The 21623-nt window shown below is 69.8% G+C and carries 14 protein-coding genes, 1 tRNA gene and 2 rRNA genes; 7 read left to right on the top strand and 10 right to left on the bottom strand.

Annotated features, from left to right (window positions below; translation table 11 throughout):
- Positions 1-73: 73 nt before the first annotated feature.
- The 4 genes from opgC to ACZ2G1_RS16725 form a co-directional block, all read right to left on the bottom strand.
- Positions 74-2458, bottom strand: a complete 2385-nt coding sequence (gene opgC / locus ACZ2G1_RS16740; protein WP_470377178.1) for an OpgC domain-containing protein — start codon at positions 2456-2458, stop codon at positions 74-76.
- Positions 2459-2796: 338 nt separating this feature from the next.
- Complete coding sequence (locus ACZ2G1_RS16735; protein ID WP_251355611.1) at positions 2797-3462, bottom strand: hypothetical protein; 666 nt, start codon at positions 3460-3462, stop codon at positions 2797-2799.
- Positions 3463-3906: 444 nt separating this feature from the next.
- Positions 3907-3983: transfer RNA gene (locus tag ACZ2G1_RS16730), tRNA-Thr, on the bottom strand.
- A gap of 175 nt (positions 3984-4158) precedes the next feature.
- Positions 4159-5022: a DsbA family protein gene (locus ACZ2G1_RS16725; protein ID WP_109243225.1), complete on the bottom strand. Its 864-nt coding sequence runs from the start codon at positions 5020-5022 to the stop codon at positions 4159-4161.
- A gap of 165 nt (positions 5023-5187) precedes the next feature.
- On the opposite strand from ACZ2G1_RS16725, the gene ACZ2G1_RS16720 reads away from it, so the two are divergent.
- The 3 genes from ACZ2G1_RS16720 to ACZ2G1_RS16710 all read left to right on the top strand — a co-directional run bounded on the left by ACZ2G1_RS16720 (position 5188) and on the right by ACZ2G1_RS16710 (position 8771).
- The gene (locus ACZ2G1_RS16720; protein ID WP_017832778.1) at positions 5188-6690 is read left to right on the top strand and encodes an alpha,alpha-trehalose-phosphate synthase (UDP-forming); all 1503 of its coding nucleotides are present in this window, start codon (positions 5188-5190) and stop codon (positions 6688-6690) included.
- Positions 6690-7496, top strand: coding sequence for a trehalose-phosphatase (otsB, locus tag ACZ2G1_RS16715; protein ID WP_470377177.1), 807 nt, complete (start codon positions 6690-6692; stop codon positions 7494-7496). The genes ACZ2G1_RS16720 and otsB overlap by 1 nt, the downstream gene beginning before the upstream one ends.
- A gap of 135 nt (positions 7497-7631) precedes the next feature.
- Positions 7632-8771 (top strand): ABC transporter ATP-binding protein, encoded by a 1140-nt coding sequence (locus ACZ2G1_RS16710; protein ID WP_109222497.1) that lies wholly within the window; start codon positions 7632-7634, stop codon positions 8769-8771.
- An 80-nt stretch (positions 8772-8851) separates the two neighbouring features.
- Here ACZ2G1_RS16710 and ACZ2G1_RS16705 read toward each other — a convergent pair whose 3' ends face one another.
- Together ACZ2G1_RS16705 and ACZ2G1_RS16700 are read right to left on the bottom strand one after the other, a co-directional pair.
- A complete protein-coding gene (locus ACZ2G1_RS16705; RefSeq protein ID WP_035930283.1) occupies positions 8852-9055 on the bottom strand; it encodes a hypothetical protein in 204 nt (67 codons plus the stop codon).
- Positions 9056-9223: 168 nt separating this feature from the next.
- Positions 9224-10045, bottom strand: a complete 822-nt coding sequence (locus ACZ2G1_RS16700) for a MurR/RpiR family transcriptional regulator (RefSeq protein WP_017832782.1) — start codon at positions 10043-10045, stop codon at positions 9224-9226.
- Between the two features lie 161 nt (positions 10046-10206).
- Here ACZ2G1_RS16700 and ACZ2G1_RS16695 point away from each other — a divergent pair, with 161 nt between their 5' ends.
- Positions 10207-11409, top strand: coding sequence for a DUF4032 domain-containing protein (locus ACZ2G1_RS16695; protein ID WP_095650815.1), 1203 nt, complete (start codon positions 10207-10209; stop codon positions 11407-11409).
- Positions 11410-11431: 22 nt separating this feature from the next.
- On the opposite strand, the gene ACZ2G1_RS16690 is transcribed toward ACZ2G1_RS16695, so the two are convergent.
- Entirely contained in the window at positions 11432-12007 is a 576-nt protein-coding gene (locus tag ACZ2G1_RS16690) for a TetR/AcrR family transcriptional regulator (protein WP_095650814.1), read from the bottom strand.
- A gap of 36 nt (positions 12008-12043) precedes the next feature.
- Positions 12044-14302: an HAD-IB family phosphatase gene (locus tag ACZ2G1_RS16685; RefSeq protein ID WP_470377176.1), complete on the bottom strand. Its 2259-nt coding sequence runs from the start codon at positions 14300-14302 to the stop codon at positions 12044-12046.
- A 148-nt stretch (positions 14303-14450) separates the two neighbouring features.
- Between ACZ2G1_RS16685 and ACZ2G1_RS16680 the strand changes: the two genes are divergently transcribed.
- The 3 genes from ACZ2G1_RS16680 to ACZ2G1_RS16670 are packed head-to-tail and all read left to right on the top strand — an operon-like array spanning position 14451 to position 17735.
- On the top strand, positions 14451-15239 hold the full coding sequence (locus tag ACZ2G1_RS16680; RefSeq protein WP_035930281.1) for an SDR family NAD(P)-dependent oxidoreductase: 789 nt from the start codon (positions 14451-14453) through the stop codon (positions 15237-15239).
- On the top strand, positions 15236-16021 hold the full coding sequence (locus ACZ2G1_RS16675; RefSeq protein WP_017832787.1) for a lysophospholipid acyltransferase family protein: 786 nt from the start codon (positions 15236-15238) through the stop codon (positions 16019-16021). The genes ACZ2G1_RS16680 and ACZ2G1_RS16675 overlap by 4 nt, the downstream gene beginning before the upstream one ends.
- Before the next feature lie 40 nt (positions 16022-16061).
- The gene (locus tag ACZ2G1_RS16670) at positions 16062-17735 is read left to right on the top strand and encodes an FAD-binding oxidoreductase (protein WP_035930276.1); all 1674 of its coding nucleotides are present in this window, start codon (positions 16062-16064) and stop codon (positions 17733-17735) included.
- A 130-nt stretch (positions 17736-17865) separates the two neighbouring features.
- On the opposite strand, the gene rrf is transcribed toward ACZ2G1_RS16670, so the two are convergent.
- A 5S ribosomal RNA gene (rrf, locus tag ACZ2G1_RS16665) occupies positions 17866-17982 on the bottom strand.
- A 204-nt stretch (positions 17983-18186) separates the two neighbouring features.
- Positions 18187-21315, bottom strand: a 23S ribosomal RNA gene (locus ACZ2G1_RS16660).
- Positions 21316-21623: the final 308 nt, after the last annotated feature.

Genomic DNA, 21623 nt, shown 5'->3' with positions numbered 1-21623 from the left:
TCCCTCCGTCACGGAACGACGCGGGCCGGCAGTGGACCACGGCCTGGGCCGGGCCGGGTCCGCCGGCTGCATCTCACCGGGGGACGAGCCGGAAGAGGAACCGGGTCCGGACCATGACCCACAGCAGGCCGAGGACCACCACGTAGGCGGCGGTGTTGAGCCACACGTCCCCCTGCTGGAGAGCGGGCACGTTGGCCACGGCCAGGATCAGGAACACGTGCACGATGAACACGTAGAGGGTGGCCCGTCCCAGCGGAACGAGGAACCACCCGAGCGCGCGCTCGAGCGGCCTCCAGTAGGCGCTGAGGACGGCGTAGCCGGCGATCACCACGAGGAGCACGTTCAGCAGCCGGCCGATCCCCAGGTAGGTCCGGCCGAAGTAGGCGTCGTAGACCGTGCGGAACGCCGGCTCCGGCAGCAGGGCCAGCCGGACGTCGTAGGCGCTGCTGGCGTAGGGACTCGACCAGGAGAACAGGGCGAGGGCGACGGCGAGCAGCAGGCAGGCGACGAGCAGCGGCCGGCGGCGCCGGTCGGCGAACCACGTGACGAGCTGCCGCCGGTAGAACCCGGTGACCATGCCGAGCACGAAGAGCACCTGCCACACGAGCAGGGGGAACGAGTCCTCGAACTGGGAGGGCAAAAGGCGGATCCGGAAGACCGAGCCCGCGGCGTAGAGCCCGGCGCTGACCAGCAGGACCAGCCAGGCCCAGCCCCGGGCCAGGGCGGCGAGCACGAGGGGGCTCACCAGGAGGAGGATCACGTAGAGACCCATGATGTTGAACTGCCACGGGCCCACCTGCAGCAGCAGCACGGCGGGGATCAGCTGGGCCCGGACGGGGAACTCGAGGAGCCCGTCCATGCCCGCGTAGAGGTCGTACGTGGCGCCGGAGGCCCCTCTGCCGGCGGCGCCGGTGCCCTGGTCGGTGAACGTGGTGACGGCGCCCGCGTCCAGGAAGGGCAGCAGGCTGAGTCCGTAGACGAGCAGCACGACGACCAGCGCGGTGACGTAGAGCTTCCACGCCCGCGCGGCGGTGCGGTCGACGACGGTCCCCAGGTCGTTCTTCGTCCGGGGCCCGTAGACCATCCCCAGCACGGCCCCGGAGAGCAGGACGAACAGCTCGGCCCCCGAGACCACGCCCACGGTCTCCTGGGTCAGCAGCTGGAACAACGAGGTGAGGCCCACGTGGTTGACGACGACGAACACGATCGCGAGGCCCCGCAGCATGTCGATCCGGCTGTCGCGCGGGGCGGGCTCGGCGTACACCCAGGCCCGGGCCGGCCCCCGCCGCGCCAGGAGCCAGAGGAGCGCGCCCGCGGCGAGCACGGCCGCCGCCGCGCCCCAGGCGGCCGGCCCCTCGAGGACGGCCCCCGCCGCCGCCGGACCGGCGCCCGGGAGCGGCGCCGCCGCCGTGACCGGCCCGCTGACCAGGGCGGAGTCCCGGAGCCGCTCGCCGACGGCCGCGGCCAGCCCGGGATCGGCCGTGACGCGCCAGTCGACGGTCACCGCACCGTCGTCGCGCTGCTCGACCGTCTCGTTCCACACGATCGCGCGGATGCGGTCGTGGTCGCCGGCTGCGACCGTCGCGAGCACCTGGTCCCACCATGCCTCCTTGATGTCGCGCTCGGACGGGCCGTCCGTCCCCGGATCGTAGAAGGCGCCGGTCTCCACCATGAGCGGCTTCTCGCGGCCGACGGCGTACGCGGCGTAGAAGTCGTCCTGCCCCGCGGATCCGGCCGGCTCCCCGGAGCCCAGCATGGCGCCCAACGAGCCGGCCTCCGGCAGGACGTTGCGGGCCGGACCCGTGCCGGTCTCGTCGAGATAGGCCACCAGTCCCACCCAGTCGACCACGTCGTCGCCCGGGTAGTAGGGACCGTAGGGGTCGTCCTCCCGGTCCCAGACGCCGTCGCCGTTCGTGTCCGGGGCGGCCGGTCCACCGTCCTGCGCCGGGACCCTGGACGGGTCCCGGAAGGGGTAGTCCGTGCCGACCGTGGGCGACCAGACCATGACCGGGTCCGGGAGCTCGGCGTCGAGCGCGCTCGCCACCGTGCGGAACGCCTCCGTGTACGCCTCGGGCTGCTGCCCCCACGGCACCCAGGTGGTGTTCATCTGCGGGGCGAAGCGGACGAAGACCGTGCCGGGGAACCCCTCCGCGGCGTCCGCGAGCTGTCCTGCCAGGACCGCGGCCTGCGCCTGGTCCACCCGGTCCAGCGCGATCTCGGGGCGGACGGTGAGCAGGGCGTGGGCGCCCTGCGCGGAGACCTGGGAGAGGTAGTCCCGCAGGTGGCCCTGCTCCTGCTCGTCCATCGGCAGCGGGACGGGCCTGCCGTAGACGGCCGCCGGCGCGCCGAGACGCTCGGCGTGGCCGGCCGCCGTGTCCGTGCCCCAGTCCAGCAGGGCCCCCAGGTACGGGCCCTCTGGGCCCTCGTCCTCCGCGGCCCGGGCGGCCCCGGACGGCACGAGGAGGAGCGCGAGCAGGAGCAGGATCAGCGCCGCGGTGGCCGGGGGGGCGCACGCGTCCTCGGACGATGGGTACCAGGGTGCCCTCCAGGGTCGGTCCGCGTGCGGCGTCGTCCGCTCGCAGGGGGGACCGTCGCCCGGGGGTGCCGAGGCGGCCGGGGGGCCTGCGGCGGACGACGGACGTCACGCGGGAGGACTCTCCCCGCGTGCGTCCACCGATATCATCACGGTGCGGCTCCGGATGCGCGGAGGCTCGGGCCGTGTCCCCGGAGGCTCCCCCTCAGGATCCCCCGGCTTCGTGCGGACCGCGCCGGCGGGATCCGTCGGTGCCGGGCCGCTCAGTGCTCGCCGTCGTCATCGCCCTTCTGGTGCGAGTGCTCGCCCTCGTCCTTCATGTCGTCGTGGTGCTTCCTGCTCCTCCAGTCGTCGTCGTCGTAGAAGTGCCACTTCTCGTGCTCTTCGCAGTACCACCAGTGGTCCTGGTGATCGCCGTCGTCGCGGTCGTACTCGTCGTCCTTGTCGTCCCGGTCGTACTTGCCGTCGTGGTCGTCCTCGTCGTCCCGGTCGTACTTGTCGTCCTTGTTGTCCTTGTCGTCCTTGTCGTCCCGGTCGTACTTGCCGTCGTGGTCGTCCCGGTCGTACTTGTCGTCCCGGTGCTCCCTGCGGTCCCGGTCGTCCCGGTCGCGCTCCTCGTCGCGACCCCGGTCGTCGTCGCCGTTGCCGCCGCGATGGTATGCGTACTTCCGCTCCTCGTCGTCACCGCGGTCCCTGCGATCCTCGCGGTCGCCGCGATCGCCGCGGTCGCCGCGATCGCCGCGGTCGCCGCGATCGCCGCGGTCGCCGCGGTCGCCGCGGTCGTGACGACTTTCATGCGATTCACTGTGGTCTCCACGGCTCTTGCCGTTATCCTGATCTGACCCCGCGACCGCCGGGGTGGCAACCGTTCCTCCCACGAGGGCGGCGGCCATGGCCGCGCCGACGAGGGTCTTCCGCAGACTGCTCATTGCTGCTCCTGTGGAGAGGGCATGACATGGGGATCGTCATGCGATCGAGATGTTCCGAGACCTGGGCAAGAGGTCTCACCTATGAGATAGGTAGGAACACCGTAGGAGTGAGCTGAGTCACGGTTCAAGACTCCGGCCGGGGCGATCACGATCACGGTTCCGTCTCGTCGCATCCCCGGAGCGGCATGTCCTGTCCGGACCCTCGCCGGTGCGGTCCCGGCGCGGTCGGGCCGCCGGCAACCCCGGAAGCCGGACCGGCAGAATCCCCGTGACGGCGCGGATCTCCGGCTCACCCCTTGCCACCGCACATCTTCCGAGGGGGTCAGGAGCGAGTTCGCCGCAGCCCGGCCGGGACACGGACATCAGCATGCGCACACCCCGCACCGAGACCGCGGCGCAACATGTGACGTCATGAGCGGTCGCGAGTGCAACGTCGCGGACCGGTGGAGCCCCCTACCGGATTCGAACCGGTGACCCCCTGTTTACAAGACAGGTGCTCTGGCCAGCTGAGCTAAGGAGGCGGATCGGCCCTCGGGCCTCCGCACGGGTGCGGCCCCGGCGGCCGGTTCCTCAGGATATCGGACGCGTTGCAGGACCCCGAAATCCCCGGGCGCCCGGACGGTCCGCACAGCGCGACGGCGCCGTGCCCCGCGCGGGGACACGGCGCCTTCTCGCTGCTCCGGCGGAGCGGGGACCCTACTCCTTGGCCTCCACGGCCGCGTCGAGGGCCTCCTGGAACGCCTCGTTGCCCAGCCGCTCTCCGTCGATGAAGACGGTCGGGGTGCCGGACACGCCGTTGGCGAGGGACTCCTGCGAGACGACGTTGACCATCGGCCGCCACGTGTCCTCCTCGAGCGCGCCCGCGATGTCGGCGCCGTGCGAGGAGGCGATCTCCACGAGCTGCTCGTCGTCCAGCCCACCGGTGCCCTGGTGGCTGAACACCTCCTCGACGAAGGCCAGGTACTGCTCGGTCGAGGACTGGTTGCCCACCTCGTAGGCGGCGGCCGCGGCCCGCGAGGAGTACTGCGTCGGCGTCGAGCGGTCGAGGAAGTTGAGGTTGCGGTACTCGAGGACGATGTCGCCGGAGGTCACGGCCTCCTCGAGCGCATCGGCGTTCTCGGCCTCGAAGTCGGCGCAGTGCACGCACTCGAAGTCCTGGAAGATCACGACCTGCACGGGCTCGCCGTCGCCCGAGGCCTCGACGCCCGGCGGGACGGCGGAGTCGTCCGGGGTCTCCGGGGCCTCGGGCACCTCGGCGAGGTCGCGCTCCTCGACCTCGGACTCGCCCGTGCGGATCCCGTCGGCCGTCAGCACCGTGCCGCCCCACTGGTTGGCGCTGGCGGGAACGGGCCCGGCCTCGGGGATCTGCTGGGCCCGGTTCTGCGCCACGACGACGCCGATCACCGCGACGATCACGAGGACCAGGGCGAGGATGCCCAGCTGCAGGATCCGGCGGGAGCGCTTGTCCTGCCGTGCGTGCTGGTCCGCGACCTGCCGAGCCCGCTCCCGGGCGGCGTCGCGGTTCCGGGGATCGGGGGTGGTGCTGCTGCTGGCTGCCATGGGTCCTCTTCGAAAGATCCTGGGGGGTGGACGGGGAGGTGTCGTCGCCCAGATTATCGGACCCCCTCCCGGGCCGCCGACTCAGGAGATCCCCAGGCAGAACCGTGAGCACGCTGATGAATAGACTGGGACGAGGACGACGACGACCTACCGGAAGGACATCCCGTGAGTGCAGAGCATCCCCCCACCGCCTCCTCGGCCGACCTGGAGGAGGTGCCGGAACCCCGGACGGACGTGCCGCAGGAGGCCGGTTACGACTTCGTCGTGGTCTCCAACCGGCTGCCGGTGGAGCGCGTCGTCGAGCACGGGCAGTCCTCCTGGCGCCGCTCCCCCGGAGGGCTCGTGGCCGCCCTGTCCCCCGTCATGGCCCGCAACGCCGGCGCCTGGGTGGGCTGGCACGGGGCCCCTGACGAGACGCTCGAGCGCTTCGACCACGACGTCTTCCACCTCGCCCCGGTGCCGCTGTCCGCCGAGGAGGTGCAGGCCTACTACGAGGGCTTCTCCAACGCGACCCTCTGGCCGCTCTACCACGACGTCATCGCGCCGCCGGAGTTCCACCGCACGTGGTGGAACAGCTACCGCCAGGTCAACCGCCGCTTCGCGGAGCGGACCGCCGAGATCGCCGCCGAGAACGCCACGGTGTGGGTGCAGGACTACCAGCTGCAGCTGGTCCCCAAGATGCTGCGCGAGCTGCGGCCGGACCTCACGATCGGGTTCTTCAACCACATCCCGTTCCCGCCCCTGGAGATCTTCGCGCAGCTGCCCTGGCGGCGGGCCGTCCTCGACGGGCTCTCGGGCGCGGACCTCATCGGCTTCCAGCGCCCGGGTGACGCCCAGAACTTCCAGCGCTGCGTGCGGCGGTTCCTGGACGTGCCGTTCAAGAACGGAGCGGCCCGGTTCGGCACGGACGACGACGCGTGGACCGTGCGCGCGGCGTCCTACCCCATCTCCATCGACGCGCAGTCGATCCAGGAGCTGGCCTCCCGGCCGGAGGTGAAGGACCGGGCCCGGGAGATCCGGCACGAGCTCGGCGACCCGGAGACCGTGTTCCTGGGCGTCGACCGCCTGGACTACACCAAGGGCATCCTGCACCGCATCAAGGCCTACGGCGAGCTGCTCGAGGACGGCAGGCTGACGGTGGGGCCGTCGGTGCTGATCCAGGTGGCGAACCCCTCCCGGGAGCGCGTGGAGTCCTACGTCCAGCTGCGGGAGGACGTGGAGGGCCTCGTGGGCCACCTCAACGGCCAGCACGACACCATCTCGCACACCGCGATCCGCTACCTGCACCACGGCTATCCGTTCGAGGAGATGGTGGCGCTGTACCTGGCGACCGACGTCATGCTCGTGACCTCCCTCCGGGACGGCATGAACCTGGTGGCGAAGGAGTACGTGGCGGCCAAGACGGACGGGTCCGGGACCCTGGTCCTCTCGGAGTTCACCGGCGCCGCCGAGCAGCTCAAGCAGGCGCTGCTGGTCAACCCCCACGACATCGACGGACTCAAGGACGCGATGCTGCGGGCCAAGGACATGCCCGCGCCCGAGGCGAAGAAGCGGATGCGCTCGATGCGCCGGCAGGTCCTGGGCAACGACGTCAACGACTGGTCCGAGGCGTTCCTGCGGGACCTCGCCCGCACCCGCCCCGGGACGACCGAGGAGGAGGAGCAGTGATGGCCCCGCACGACGACACCCGCCCGGCGCTCGAGGAGGCCCTCGCCCGCGCGGCGGAGGCCGGGACCCTGCTGGTCGCCCTCGACTTCGACGGCACCCTGGCGCCCTTCACGGACGACCCGGACGACAGCCGCGCGCTGCCGGAGGCCCGGTCCGCGCTGGAGGAGCTCCTGACGCTGGACCGCACGTACGTGGCCGTCATCTCCGGCCGGCCGATGCGGTTCCTCCGCTCCGTGGTGGACCCGGACGGCCGGATGCTCCTCTCCGGCTCGCACGGGGCGGAGCTGCTCCTCGACGCCCTGGGGGACGCCGCCGCCGACACCGCCCTGCAGCTCTCCCCGGCCCAGCTGGAGCTGCTGGCACAGGCCACCGCGCTCGTGGAGGCACAGGTGGCCCGGTACCCCGGGTCCAGGCTGGAGCTCAAGCCGACGGGGGCCGCCTTCCACACCCGCACGATGGCGGACCAGAGCCTGTGCGCCCGCGCGGAGCAGGAGATGGTCGAGCAGTTCGAGCAGCTCGAGGGGCTGAAGATCACCCCGGGCCAGCACGTGGTCGAGTCCTCCGTGCACTCCGCGACCAAGGGTGAGGGCATCACGGCGTTCATGCAGGCCACCGGCGCCGACGTCACCCTGTTCGCCGGCGACGACGTGACGGACGAGAACGCGATGCGCGAGCTCGGCCCCGCCGATCTCGGCATCAAGGTGGGCACGGGGCAGAGCGTGGCCGCGCACCGGGTCGCGTCCCCGGAGGACCTGGCCGCGGCCCTGATCCGGCTGTCCGAACTGCGCCGGGGCGCGCTGCCGTGACCTCGGATGACGGCGCGCCGATGGCGGAGACGCCCCGAAGGTGATTAGGATCACTGTGGCCCCCATCACCTGAGGGGGCAGCTCTTCTCCTTCGGATCGTCCGGCACGTGCCTGCCGGGAAAGAGGCCTTGAACCATGTCTTCTGTGCGCTACGCCAATGTGACCTGCCAGTACCCCGGGGCCGAGCGGCCCTCGGTGACCGACCTGAACCTGGACATCGCCGACGGGGAGTTCCTCGTCCTGGTGGGCCCCTCCGGGTGCGGGAAGTCCACCACCCTGCGGATGCTCGCCGGGCTGGAAGAGGTCACCGGGGGCAACATCTACATCGGCGACCGCGACGTCACCGACGTCCCCTCCCGGGACCGCGACATCGCGATGGTCTTCCAGAACTACGCCCTCTACCCGCACATGACCGTGGCCGAGAACATGGGCTTCGCCCTGAAGATCGCCAAGATCTCCGCCGAGGAGCGCCGCCGCCGGGTCGAGGAGGCGGCGAAGATCCTGGACCTGACCGACTACCTGGACCGCAAGCCCAAGGCGCTGTCCGGCGGGCAGCGCCAGCGCGTGGCCATGGGCCGTGCCATCGTGCGCTCCCCGCAGGTGTTCCTGATGGACGAGCCGCTGTCGAACCTGGACGCGAAGCTGCGCGTGCAGACCCGCACCCAGATCGCCTCCCTGACCCGCCGGCTGGGGGTCACCACCGTCTACGTCACCCACGACCAGGTCGAGGCGATGACCATGGGCGATCGGGTCGCGGTGCTCAAGGACGGGCACCTCATGCAGGTCGACACCCCGCGGGCGCTCTACGACCGGCCGGCCACGGAGTTCGTGGCCGGGTTCATCGGCTCCCCGGCGATGAACCTCTTCCGGGTGCCCGTGGCGGGCGGGGCGGCGACCTTCGGCACCATGCGCCTGGAACTGACCCGGGAGCAGCAGGCGGCCCTGACCGGGGACAAGGTCACCGTCGGCATCCGCCCCGAGGACCTGCACCCGGCCGCCGAGGGCACCGGGCTGCCGATCGAGGCCGACGTGGTCGAGGAGCTCGGCGCCGACGCCTTCGTCTACGGCCACCTCGCCCCGGTCACCGCGGCGAACACGGTCGTGACGGTGGACCCGACCGGGACCGTGGAGGAGGACGCCGCCGGGGCCCACGAGATCATCGTCCGGGTCGAGGGCCGCACCCCGCCGAGGGCCGGGGCCACGATCTGGGTCGCCCCGAACCTCGACCACGTGCACCTGTTCGACACCGCCACCGGCAACCGCCTCCCCGACTGACCCCAGCGGCCGACCGACCGCACCGACGCCACGGCGCCCTCCCCCGACGGGGAGGGCGCCGTGGCGCGTCCGGGGCCGGATCAGCCGTCGGCGGGGTGAGCGGCGAGCACCTGCTCGACGAGGTCCGGGTCGGCGTCCTGCACGTCCCAGGTGCCGGTGCGGTCGTGGTAGTCCCGTGCGGCCGCCGTCACGTTGTAGCGACTGGCGTCGCGCGGCGGATCGGAGTGCTCCAGCACGTGGAGAAGGTGCGTCTCGGCCTGGGCGAGCGCCTGGGGTTCATGCATGGCGGGTTCCTCTCGGGACGGACCGGGTCGCTCAGGACCCGGAGTGATCAGCCAACTGACGAATTCTAGTGGATGCTGCGGGGCCGCGCACTGCCGACCCAGGGTCGGACCGGGACCGCCGTGGTGGACGCGGCGCCCGGTGGCCCTTTCCTCGGCACCGCCGGGCGCTCAGCGCAGGTCCAGCTCCTCGAGCTCCTCGTAGAGCTCGGCGGTGCGGCCCACCCGTCGTCGCCCGTCCGGACCCGCGGCGGCCAGCACGCCGTCGGCGAGCACCGACACGAGGCTCATGGCCGCCGCGTAGGAGTCGAACGGGCCCACGCCGTCGAGGGGGCACTCGATCCACAGGTCCACGGCCGAGGCGTGGCGCCGGGCCGTGCTGTCGGCGACGAGCACGGTCCGCGCCCCCGTGGCCGCGCAGACCTCCACCAGGCGCTCGAACCCGCGGGGGCGCCGCCGGAAGCCCAGCAGGACGACGACGTCGCCCTCGCCCACGTCCACGAGCTCCTCGCCGAGGGTCTGGCCGGGCAGCGGGGCGAGCCGGACGCGGTCCCGCGCCTGCTGCAGCTGCTGCTTCAGGTGCAGGGCGACCGGGTAGCTGTTGCGCAGGCCCACGACCAGGACCGTTCCCGCGTCGGCGAGCGCGCGCACGGCCCGGGCCGGGCGGTCCTCCCCCGCCGGGTCCAGGACCTTGCGCAGGTTCTTGAGCTCCTGCTCCAGGTGCTGGCTCAGCTCCGGGTCCGCGTCGGGGCCGAGCGGCACGCCCTGCTGGCGCAGGGTGCGGGCCGTCTCCCGGAGGTCGGTGAAGGACTCGAAGCCCAGGTGCCGGTACAGCCGGGAGAGGGTGGCGCGGGAGACGCCGCTCATCTGCGCCAGCTCCGCCGAGCTGTACAGGGCGAGGTCGTCCAGGTGGTCCAGGATCAGGTCGGCGGCCCGCTGCTCCTGGGGCGAGAGCCCGGCGTAGTGCGCATGGATGCGCTGTTCGATCGACACCCTCCCCACCCTAGCGACCGCCGGGATCGAGCGCCGGAGGCCCCGCGGGGACTTCCGGCCTGTGCCGGTTGCTAGCATGACCAGGTATGAAGGGTTCCCTGGCCCCACACTTCCCCCTCGCACCCCAGGACGGTACCGCCCCTGGCGGACGGTCCGGGAGCGTGTCCATCCAGACGGCCTTCCCGGACCCCGTGCTCCTGGAGCTGCCGTGGGACACCCCCCTCGAGCAGTGGCCGGAGGACGTCCTCGCCGCTCTGCCCCGCGGCATCTCCCGGCACGTGGTGCGCTTCGCCCACGCCGGCGAGAAGATCGTCGCCGTCAAGGAGACCGTCCCCCACTACGCCCGGCACGAGTACGCCACCCTGCGCCGGCTGCAGCGCATGGGCATCCCGTCCGTGGTACCGGACTCCGTGGTCACGGACCGGTACACGCCCGAGGGCGAGCCCCTGCCCGCCGCCCTGGTGACCGACCACCTGAGCTTCTCCCTGCCCTACCGGGCCATCTTCTCCGCCGGCCCCAGCGCCGCCACGGTCGAGCGGCTCGTGGACGCGCTGGCCTCCCTCATCGTGCAGCTGCACCTCTCGGGCTTCTACTGGGGCGACGTCTCGCTCTCGAACACCCTGTTCCGCCGGGACGCCGGCGCGTTCGCCGCCTACCTGGTGGACGCCGAGACCGGCGAGATCCACCCGGAGCTCACGCGCGGCCAGCGGGGGTACGACATCGAGCTGGCCCGCACCAACGTGGCCGGGGAGATCATGGACCTGCTCGCGGGCGCCGTCGAGGAGGGCCACGACATCGCGGACGTGGTGGACCCCTTCGAGGTCTCCGACCGGCTCGTGGCCACCTACGAGTTCCTGTGGCGCGAGCTGACGGTCGAGGAGACCTTCAGCATGGACGAGCGCTGGCGCGTGGTCGAGCGGGTGCGCCGCCTCAACGAGCTCGGCTTCGACGTCGAGGAGGCGTCCATGGACACGGTCGACGGGCGGATCCGGCTGCGCCCGCAGGTCGTGGAGCCCGGCCACCACACCCGCCGCCTGCAGCGGCTCACCGGCCTCGGCGCCCACGAGAACCAGGCGCGCCGGCTGCTGACCGACATCGCCCAGCTCGGGCAGGACCTCTACCCCGGCCTGCCCGAGGAGCTCGTGGCCCAGCTGTGGATGCGCGAGGTGTTCTCCCCGATCATGGAGGCGGTCACCCCGCCGATGCGCCGCAAGCTCGAGCCCGCCGAGATCGTGCACGAGGTGCTCGAGCACCGGTGGTTCCTCTCCGAGCGCGCCGGCAAGGACGTGGCGACGCACACGGCGGTCGAGGACTACGTGGCCTCGGAGCTGGCCCAGCGCCCGGACGAGCGGGAGGTCTTCTGAGCCGGGAGCCGGCCCGCACGTGTCAGGGCCGGTGCGCCTCGAGGACCCCGGTCAGGGTCCGGTGCACCCGCCGGGGCCAGTCGTCGCCCAGGCTCCCGTACCGGGCCACGTGCGAGTAGGCGGAGCCCAGCACGAAGTCCAGCACGACGTCGACGTCCAGGTCCGGGCTCAGCCGTCCCGCCGCCGTCTCCGCCGCGAGGAGCTCCTTGAGCCGCTCCACGCGCGGGCGGACCAGGTGCGCGCGCAGGATCCGGGACGTCTCCGATTCCGGGTCGCTCAGCAGGGAGACCGCCACCCCGATGCCCATGTCGTGGAGCAGGAAGTCCAGTGCCTCGGCGAGGCCCTCGTCCCAGCTCGCCGGGGCGCTCGGCCGTTGCGGCGAGTACGTGGCCACGGCGTCCTCGAGGGCCCCCTCGAGCATCTCCAGGCTGTTCGCGTAGCGGCGGTAGATCGACGTCTTGGCCACGCCGGAGGCCGCCGAGACCGCTTCGATGGTCACCCGGTGCGGTCCGCCCTCGCGCAGGAGGGCCAGTGCCGCCGCGGTGATCTTCTTGTCGGTGGTGACGGTCCGCGGATCGGTCCGGTCGTCGTCGCCCATCGGTGCCCTCCTGCTCGCCGTCCGCCGCCGGAGCGCTCAGGCGGTCTTCCAGTCCTCGATGGGCCAGTGGTTCTTCCGGGCCAGCCGGTACAGGGGCAGGTCGGGGTTGACCGTGTACGGGTGGCCCATGAGCAGCAGCCAGCTGGCGTCCGCGTGGGAGTCCCCGTAGCCGTAGGAGCGGGAGAGGTCGTAGCCGCCCTGCTCGGCGTACTTCTTGAGCCACTGGGCCCGCGCCTCGTCGACCAGGGGCGGAGCGGCGAGGTAGCCGGTCATCACGCCGTCGCGCTCGTCCATCCGGCCCGCCACGACCTCGTCGAAGAGGTGCGCGATCGGCTCCACGAGCAGGTCGATGGACCCGGTGACCAGCACCGTGCGGTGCCCCGCGGCGCGGTGCTCCTCGATCCGGCTCAGGGCCCCGGGGCGCAGGAGGCGCCGCATGTCCTCGCCGAGCGGCCCGGCCACCTGCTCCCGCACGGTCCCGGCGGGCACGCCCTGGTAGCGGCGCATGAACGCCCGGATGAACTCCCCCCGGTCCCGCTTCTCGGCCTTGAGGTAGGTCGGGGCGCTCGAGACGAGGTCGGCGACCTCCGCGGGCCACTTCGCCAGGTGCAGCGTCCGGCGGCGCAGCTGGAGGTACTGGCGGATGACCGTGGAGTCCAGGACGGTGCCCTCGAGGTCGAAGACCGCGAGCACGTCCGTGCCCTCACTGAGACCCCGCCGGGTCGTGCCGCGCCGCTTGGACGCCGCCTGGAGCCGGCCGTAGGCCTTGGTCATCGTGGTCAGCGCCGGCAGGTGCACGTTCTTCCAGTAGTCGGCCCAGTCGATCGACCGGACGTCGAAGGTCCGGTCCTCCGGCGTGCCGGCGGGCAGCGAGTCGTTGAGCTGCCGCGTGCTGGCGTCGTCGAAGATCATCTCGGTGCGCGTGTAGGACTGGTAGAGGTCCACGTAGGTGCGCAGGGAGCCGAGGCCGGACTGCATCCGGTGCAGGGAGGTCGACCACTCCCGGGTGCGGGAGGTCGCGGGCAGCGCGGAGGTGATCCGGCCGCCCACGGCGGAGAGCCGCTCCTTGACCGCCAGCGAGCGCTCCACGGCGTTGTTGGCCGGGAACTTCCACTCGGGCACCCGGATGGGCTTGCCGTCGGCGTCCTCGAGCGGGTGGGCGAGGAAGAAGGAGCGGACGTTCTCGTACATCTGGTGGAACGGGAGCGGGTTCGAGGCGCCCGAGCAGACCTGGTAGTACGCGGGGGTGGGGTCCGCCTGCCCGTCGGGGGTGGCCGCGCCCGACGGGGCGCGGTGCCCGCCCGTGGCCAGCGCCACGATCGCGTTGACCACGAAGTCGACGGGGATGACGTCGAGCACGGAGTCCGGCAGCCCCGGGAACTCCGGCAGGGCGCCCTTGGCGTAGGCCATGATCAGCGGGTCGGCCACCTTGTAGCCGTCGATCCAGCCGGGGTACGGGTGGCGCAGCGCGGACTCGATGATGGACGGACGCACCACGGAGAGGCGGTGGCCGGCGCCCGCCCACTTCTGCTCGGCGACCCGCTCGCCCAGGGCCTTCGTGAAGGTGTAGATGTCGGTCCAGCCGAGGGACTGCGCCCGGGTGCGCCCGTACTCGACGAGGCGGGTGCGGACCCACTCCTCGCGCGCGGCCTCCGCGGCGCGGGCCACCGACTTGGGCCCCTCCTTGCCGTGGTCCGCGGTGGCGGCGTCGATGATGGCCTGCAGCCGCTCCGGGGTGCGGGAGGCCATCTCGGCCTCCTCGCGCGCCCGCTGGGCGGCCTCGAACTCGGCGGCCCAGTCGACCTCGTGGTCCACGGCCGCCTCGGGGCGCAGGCCCTTCGCGATCCCCCCGACGTAGCAGGTGGAGACGTGGATGACGTGCGGGTCCTGCCCGGAGGCCAGGAGCGCGTCGTAGAGACCGGTGGCGCCGCCGACGTTGGTGCTGAAGGCCTCGTGGATGGGCGGGTCGAAGGACACGGTGGAGGCCGAGTGGATCACCACGTCGAACGGCTCCGTGATGCCCGCGAGTGCCGACAGGTCCCCCTCGAGGACCGCGGTGCGCTCCGCGAAGACCCGCTTCGCCTCGTCGTCGCCCACGCTCTCCCGCCAGGTGCGGAAGGCGGGCTTGCGCAGCAGCTGCCGCAGCCGCTGCTCACCGCTGATGCTGCCCTTGGGACGGACGACGGCGGTGACGTGCACACCCTCGTGGGCGGACAGCAGCCGTTCGAGCACCGCCTGCCCGAGGAAGCCGGTGGCTCCCGTCAGCAGGACGCGCGTGGTGGGGGTCTCGGTCAACGGTGTTCCTCCGGTGGTGTGCTGGTCCGCCGCCGGTGCGGAGCGGGCGGGGGGCTGCGGGCGGGCCCTGCCCGGCGGGCGACGACGACGCCCCTCGAGCGGACCGCACCCGGCTGCGCTACGGCTACCGTAGTGTAGCCTAGATCTCATGCTTACCGCTCTCGTGACCGGGGGGACGTCCGGCATCGGCGCCGCGTTCGCCGAAGCCCTGGCCCGCCGGGGAAATGCACTCGTCCTGGTGGCCCGCGACGCGGACCGCCTCGAGCAGACGGCCTCCAGGCTGCGCTCGGAGCACGGCGTGCCGGTCGAGGTCCTGCCCGCGGACCTCTCCGACCGCACCGACGTGGACCGCGTCGCCGCCCGGGTCGAGGACCCCGAGCGACCCGTGGACGTGCTCGTGAACAACGCCGGGTTCTCCGTGAAGACCAGCTTCGCCGATCCGGACACCGGCGCCCACGACCGCGCGTTCGAGGTCATGTGCCGGGCCGTCCTGGTGCTCTCCTCGGCCGCGGCACGGGCGATGACGGCGCGCGGCTCCGGCTGGATCATCAACGTCTCCTCCACCGCGGGCCTGGTCACGATGGGCTCGTACTCGGCGATCAAGGCGTACACGACCGCGTTCACCGAGGCCCTCGCCGTGGAGCTCCACGGGACGGGCGTCCACGTCACCGCCCTGCTGCCCGGCTGGGTGCGCACCGAGTTCCACGAGCGCGCCGGCATCAGCGGCTCCTCGATCCCCTCCTTCATGTGGCTCAGCCCCGAGCGCGTGGTCGAGGAGGCCCTCGACGACGTCGCGCGCGGCAAGGTGCTCTCGATGCCCACCAAGCGCTACCGGCTCCTCGGGTTCGCCCTGCGGCACCTGCCGCGCTCCGCGGTGCGCCGGATCTCGGGGCTCGTCGCCTCGGCCCGCCAGAAGGAACGGGCGGCCGGCTCGTGACCCGCCGCGACCCCCAGGACCCGGTCCCGGTCCAGCGCTCCATCGACGGCGGCAGCGCCGGCTCCTCCCCCGAGGCCGCGCCGGAGGCCCCGCCCGCGTCATCCGCGCAGCTGAGCCCCGACCGCTTCCGTGACCCGCGGCGCCGCCTCGCCCGCCGGATCGCCCAGCGGGTGTTCCTGCAGGGCCTCGCGTACCGCACGGTCCGCCGGACCGTGGTGACGCACCCCGCGGCCGACGCCCTGGACGGGGCGTGCATCGTGGTGGCCAACCACTCGAGCCACCTCGACGCGCCGCTCGTCCTGGGCTCGGTGCCCCGCCGCATCCGCCGGGACCTCGCCACCGGGGTGGCCGCGGACTACTTCTTCACCGCCCCGCACAAGCGCATGTTCACCGAGCTGATCTTCAACGCCTTCCCGGTGGACCGGACGGGCACCGGAGCGAACCGGGGGCTGTCCAAGCAGCTGCTGAAGGCCGGCGTCCCGCTGCTGATCTTTCCGGAGGGCACCCGGTCCCGCACGGGGAAGATGGGGTCCTTCAAAATCGGTGCCGCGGGCCTGGCCAAGGCCGTGGGAGTGCCGGTGGTCCCCGTCGCCCTGATCGGTGCCTACGAGGCGATGCCCCGCGGCGCCCGCTGGCCGCGCCGCGGCCGCCCCCGCGTGGTGGTGGCCGTCGGCGAGCCGCTGGTCGCCCGGGAGAAGGAGCCCACCTCGTCCTTCAACGACCGCATCGAGGCCTCGGTGCGGGCGCTCTACGCCGAGCACCGCCCGCGCATCGACGCCTGAACCACCGTCACCCCCCGAGAACCAGGAGAGTACTGCGCAGATGGCACACGTGAAGCACATGAAGTGGTGGGGGTGGGGCGAGGAAGGCGTTCACTTCGAGTACGCGAACAAGCCCGCCTTCGCCCCGTTCGTCAAGAACGCCCTGGACGTGGACCTGCGGCCCCGGCAGCGCGACACCATCGACTTCTCCACGGTCAGCGTCCCCGCCTCCCGCGCCGGGGAGCCCCTCCTGGAGGCGCTGGCCGCCATCACCGGCGCAGAGCACCTGACCCTCGACGACGAGCTGCGGATCGTGCACTGGGCCGGCAAGTCCGTCACCGAGCTGCTGCTCACCCGGGCCGGGGACTTCGCGCGGGTGCCCGACGTGGTCGTGTACCCCGGCACGGAGGAGGAGGTCGCCCAGGTGCTGCGGCTCGCGGTGGAGCGCGACCTCGTGGTCATCCCCTTCGGCGGCGGCACGAGCATCTCGCGGAGCCTCCAGCCGGATCCCCATGAGGAACGAACGATCGTTTCCCTCGATCTGGGCCGGATGAACCAGGTCCTCTCGCTCGACGAGACGTCGGGGCTGGCCACCATCCAGGCCGGCGTGCTGGGCCCGGACATGGAGGAGCAGCTCAACGCCCGCGGGTGGACGCTGGGCCACTTCCCGGACTCCTTCACACACTCGACCCTCGGCGGCTGGGCCGCCACACGCTCCTCGGGGATGCAGTCGGACAAGTACGGGGACATCGCCGACATCGTGCGCGGGCTGCGCGTGGTGCGCCCGGGCGGCACCGTGGTGCTGCGCCCCCTCCCCTCGACCTCCACGGGTCCGAGCCTGCGGGAGATGATGATCGGCTCCGAGGGCAGGCTGGGCGTGATCACCCAGCTGGACGTGCACGTGCACCGCATCGCCGAGCACCGCGAGGTCATCGCGTACATGTTCCCCACGTGGCAGCAGGCGCTCGTTGCGATGCGCGAGATCGCCCGGTCCGGCATCAGCACCACGTTCGCCCGCGTCTCCGACGCGCACGAGACCGCGTTCTCGCTCTCCACCCAGAAGGCCCCCGCCACGCTGAAGAAGAAGGTCACGGCCAAGGGCCAGGACGTGCTGTGGGAGCTGATGCGGCGCCGCGGCTGGGACACCGACGCCATGTGCATCGCCTACGTCTGCTTCGAGGGCGCCAAGCCCGAGGTGGAACGCCGGAAGAAGGCCGTGGCCGGCATCGTCAAGAAGCAGGGCGCCCTGGTGCTCGGCGCGGGCCCCGGCGCGCTCTACGACCAGAAGAAGTTCGACACCCCGTACCTGCGCGACTTCCTGCTCGAGCAGAACACCATCGGCGACGTCTCCGAGACCGCCGCACCGTGGTCCAAGCTCACCACGGTGCACCAGGCTGTCTACGACGCCGCGCACCGGGCCTTCGAGGCGCAGGGCAAGACCGGGTGGATCATGTCCCACATGTCCCACTCGTACCACGCCGGCGCCTGCCTCTACTTCACCTTCGGCTACGAGATCGGCGAGGACCCCCACGCCGAGTACGCCGTGATCAAGAGCGCGATCCAGCAGGCGTTCATCGACGCCGGCGCCACGCTGTCCCACCACCACGGGGTGGGACTCGAGCACAGCCCCTGGATGGAGCAGGACGTCTCCCCCGAGGGCGTGCAGCTCCTGCGCAGCCTGTTCGCCGCGGCGGACCCGGGCGGCAACTTCAACCCCGGCAAGATCGTCGGCTGACCCTCCCGGGTCCGTACAGAGCAGAGCAGGCCCCCACCGTTGCCGGTGGGGGCCTGCTCTGTTGTTGTTCGGGGTGTTAAATGCGGGGAGCCCCCGCACCGTGTGGTGCGGGGGCTCGACCCTTGGTGTGGTCCGGCGGTGTCCTACTCTCCCACACCCTTCCGGGTGCAGTACCATCGGCGCTGCGGGTCTTAGCTTCCGGGTTCGGGATGGGACCGGGCGTTTCCCCCACGCTATGACCGCCGTAACTCTGGTGCCCGACCCCGCCGGGTGCTCGCGGGGGTGGGTAAGTCACTGTGGTTGTCCGCCCGTGGTGGGCGGTATTCAATTGCGGTTCCCTGTGCCCGCCGCCAGAGCGACGGGTGGGTTGTTGGTTGGGAGCCGTATAGTGGACGCGGTGTTCTGTGGTGACCCCACCCTTCGTTCCCAACACGTGTTGGGGGTGGGGGTGTGGTGTAAGTTGTCGGCTTATTAGTACCGGTCGGCTGCACACGTCGTTGGTTCGTGCTTCCACCTCCGGCCTATCAACCCAGTGGTCTAGCTGGGGGCCTCTCACACCAAATGGTGTCTGGAAATCTCATCTCGAAGCGAGCTTCCCGCTTAGATGCTTTCAGCGGTTATCTCTTCCGAACGTAGCGAAGCAGCGGTGCACCTGGCGGTACAACTGCCATACCAGAGGTTCGTCCGTCCCGGTCCTCTCGTACTAAAGACAGGTCTTCTCAAATTTCCTGCGCGCGCAGCGGATAGGGACCGAACTGTCTCACGACGTTCTGAACCCAGCTCGCGTACCGCTTTAATGGGCGAACAGCCCAACCCTTGGGACCAACTCCAGCCCCAGGATGCGACGAGCCGACATCGAGGTGCCAAACCATGCCGTCGATATGGACTCTTGGGCAAGATCAGCCTGTTATCCCCGAGGTACCTTTTATCCGTTGAGCGACGGCCATTCCACAATGTACCGCCGGATCACTAGTCCCGACTTTCGTCCCTGCTCGAGCTGTCGCTCTCACAGTCAAGCTCCCTTGTGCACTTACACTCGACACCTGATTGCCAACCAGGCTGAGGGAACCTTTGGGCGCCTCCGTTACTCTTTAGGAGGCAACCGCCCCAGTTAAACTACCCATCAGGCACTGTCCCTGACCCGGATCACGGGCCGAAGTTAGATGTCCAGAGTGACCAGAGTGGTATTTCAACGTTGACTCCACGTGCACTGGCGTGCCCGCTTCACCGTCTCCCACCTATCCTACACAAGCCACACCGAACACCAATACCAAACTATAGTAAAGGTCTCGGGGTCTTTCCGTCCTGCTGCGCGTAACGAGCATCTTTACTCGTACTGCAATTTCGCCGAGTTCATGGTTGAGACAGCGGGGAAGTCGTTACTCCATTCGTGCAGGTCGGAACTTACCCGACAAGGAATTTCGCTACCTTAGGATGGTTATAGTTACCACCGCCGTTTACTGGGGCTTAAATTCTCCGCTTCGCCGTGAGGCTAACAGGTCCTCTTAACCTTCCAGCACCGGGCAGGAGTCAGTCCGTATACATCGTCTTGCGACTTCGCACGGACCTGTGTTTTTGATAAACAGTCGCTTCCCCCTGGTCTCTGCGGCCCTTACCCGCTCGCACCAGCAAGTGGTGTCCACGGTCGGGGCCCCCCTTCTCCCGAAGTTACGGGGGCATTTTGCCGAGTTCCTTAACCATGATTCTCTCGATCGCCTTAGTATTCTCTACCTGATCACCTGTGTCGGTTTGGGGTACGGGCGGCTGGAACCTCGCGTCGATGCTTTTCTCGGCAGCATAGGATCACCGAATCCCCCCACGAATGGGGGTCCCGTCACGTCTCAGGCTCAATGATCCGCGGATTTGCCAACGGATCGCCCTACACGCTTAGACCGGGTCTACCATCGCCCGGCTCGGCTACCTTCCTGCGTCACACCTGTTAATACGCTTACCTCCCCGGTTCAGGTCCCACGCTCCCCGGAGCCGGCGGCGACCAATGGTCACCGCATGGCCCGGTTCGGGTGGTTAGTGTCCCCGGTTCGATAGGGGCGGTTCTTCGCCGGTACGGGAATATCAACCCGTTGTCCATCGACTACGCCTGTCGGCCTCGCCTTAGGTCCCGACTGACCCAGGGCAGATTAGCTTGACCCTGGAACCCTTGATCATCCGGCGGACGGGTTTCTCACCCGTCATTCGCTACTCATGCCTGCATTCTCACTCGTGTGGGCTCCACCACTGGGTCACCCCGCAGCTTCACTGCCCACACGACGCTCCCCTACCCATCGCACCACCTGAACCGGCCCGAAGACCGGTTGGGTATCATTGGTGCAATGCCACAACTTCGGCGGTGTACTTGAGCCCCGCTACATTGTCGGCGCGGAATCACTTGACCAGTGAGCTATTACGCACTCTTTCAAGGATGGCTGCTTCTAAGCCAACCTCCTGGTTGTCTAAGCAACTCCACATCCTTTCCCACTTAGCACACGCTTAGGGGCCTTAGTTGGTGGTCTGGGCTGTTTCCCTCTCGACTATGAAGCTTATCCCCCACAGTCTCACTGCTACGCTCTCACTTACCGGCATTCGGAGTTTGGCTGACGTCAGTAACCTTGTAGGGCCCATCGGCCATCCAGTAGCTCTACCTCCGGCAAGAAACACGTAACGCTGCACCTAAATGCATTTCGGGGAGAACCAGCTATCACGAAGTTTGATTGGCCTTTCACCCCTACCCACAGCTCATCCCCTCCATTTTCAACTGAAGTGGGTTCGGTCCTCCACGCGCTCTTACACGCGCTTCAACCTGGCCATGGGTAGATCACTTCGCTTCGGGTCTAGATCACGCCACTCACTCGCCCTGTTCAGACTCGCTTTCGCTACGGATACCCCTCACGGGTTAACCTCGCGACGTAACACTAACTCGCAGGCTCATTCTTCAAAAGGCACGCCGTCACCTTGTAGGGCTCCGACGGTTTGTAGGCACACGGTTTCAGGTACTATTTCACTCCCCTCCCGGGGTACTTTTCACCTTTCCCTCACGGTACTGGTCCGCTATCGGTCATCAGGTAGTATTTAGGCTTACCAGGTGGTCCTGGCAGATTCACACGGGATTTCTCGGGCCCCGTGCTACTTGGGTACGCGTACCGTGCGGCAGCAACGATTTCGTCTACGGGACTCTCACCCTCTCCGGTCCGGCACTCACACCGGTTCGACTATCGCCCTGCACTCACACGCCCGGGCCGGCAGACCCGGGACGACACGCCCCACGACCCCGATGATGCAACCCCTGCCGGGTATCACACACCATCGGTTTGGCCTCTTCCGCGTTCGCTCGCCACTACTGACGGAATCACTGTTGTTTTCTCTTCCTGTGGGTACTGAGATGTTTCACTTCCCCACGTTCCCTCCACACACCCTATGAATTCAGGTGCGGGTCACCACGCATAACACGTAGTGGGGTTTCCCCATTCGGAGACCCTCGGATCACAGCTCGTTTATCAGCTCCCCGAGGCTTATCGCAGATTACCGCGTCCTTCATCGGCTCCTGATGCCAAGGCATCCACCGTGCGCCCTTAAAAACTTGCCACATGATCACAGAACACACCGATACCACCACCACACCCCAACGGGGTACGGCAGCGGTATCTCGGCGATCAATCACGAACACGGCACCACAACCCACCAGACACACCCCCCGCGAAGGGAGCGACGCCCGGCTGCCTGCGGCACCTGTTCTTAAGATGCTCGCGTCCACTATACAGTTCTCAAACAACAACCCGCACACCCTGCACACTGGTGGCTGCACCCCCTAACGGGAACACGACCACCGGCAGGACGCCGGGAACCTGCGACACAACACCCCCACCCCCACCAAAGGGGACAGGGCCTGTTGTC

The sequence above is a fragment of the Kocuria sp. KKT182 genome, from assembly GCF_055635395.1.
Note: the sequence above shows the minus strand (reverse complement) of the source record. Positions and strands in the feature narration are given on the sequence as shown.

Bases quoted from the DNA above. Each gene is read 5' to 3' on its own strand.
- ACZ2G1_RS16735 (WP_251355611.1), bottom strand. From the start codon at position 3,462: ATGAGCAGTCTGCGGAAGACCCTCGTCGGCGCGGCCATGGCCGCCGCC.
- ACZ2G1_RS16725 (WP_109243225.1), bottom strand. From the start codon at position 5,022: ATGGCAGCCAGCAGCAGCACCACCCCCGATCCCCGGAACCGCGACGCC.
- otsB (WP_470377177.1), top strand. From the start codon at position 6,690: ATGGCCCCGCACGACGACACCCGCCCGGCGCTCGAGGAGGCCCTCGCC.
- ACZ2G1_RS16710 (WP_109222497.1), top strand. From the start codon at position 7,632: ATGTCTTCTGTGCGCTACGCCAATGTGACCTGCCAGTACCCCGGGGCC.
- ACZ2G1_RS16705 (WP_035930283.1), bottom strand. From the start codon at position 9,055: ATGCATGAACCCCAGGCGCTCGCCCAGGCCGAGACGCACCTTCTCCAC.
- ACZ2G1_RS16690 (WP_095650814.1), bottom strand. From the start codon at position 12,007: ATGGGCGACGACGACCGGACCGATCCGCGGACCGTCACCACCGACAAG.
- ACZ2G1_RS16680 (WP_035930281.1), top strand. From the start codon at position 14,451: ATGCTTACCGCTCTCGTGACCGGGGGGACGTCCGGCATCGGCGCCGCG.
- ACZ2G1_RS16670 (WP_035930276.1), top strand. From the start codon at position 16,062: ATGGCACACGTGAAGCACATGAAGTGGTGGGGGTGGGGCGAGGAAGGC.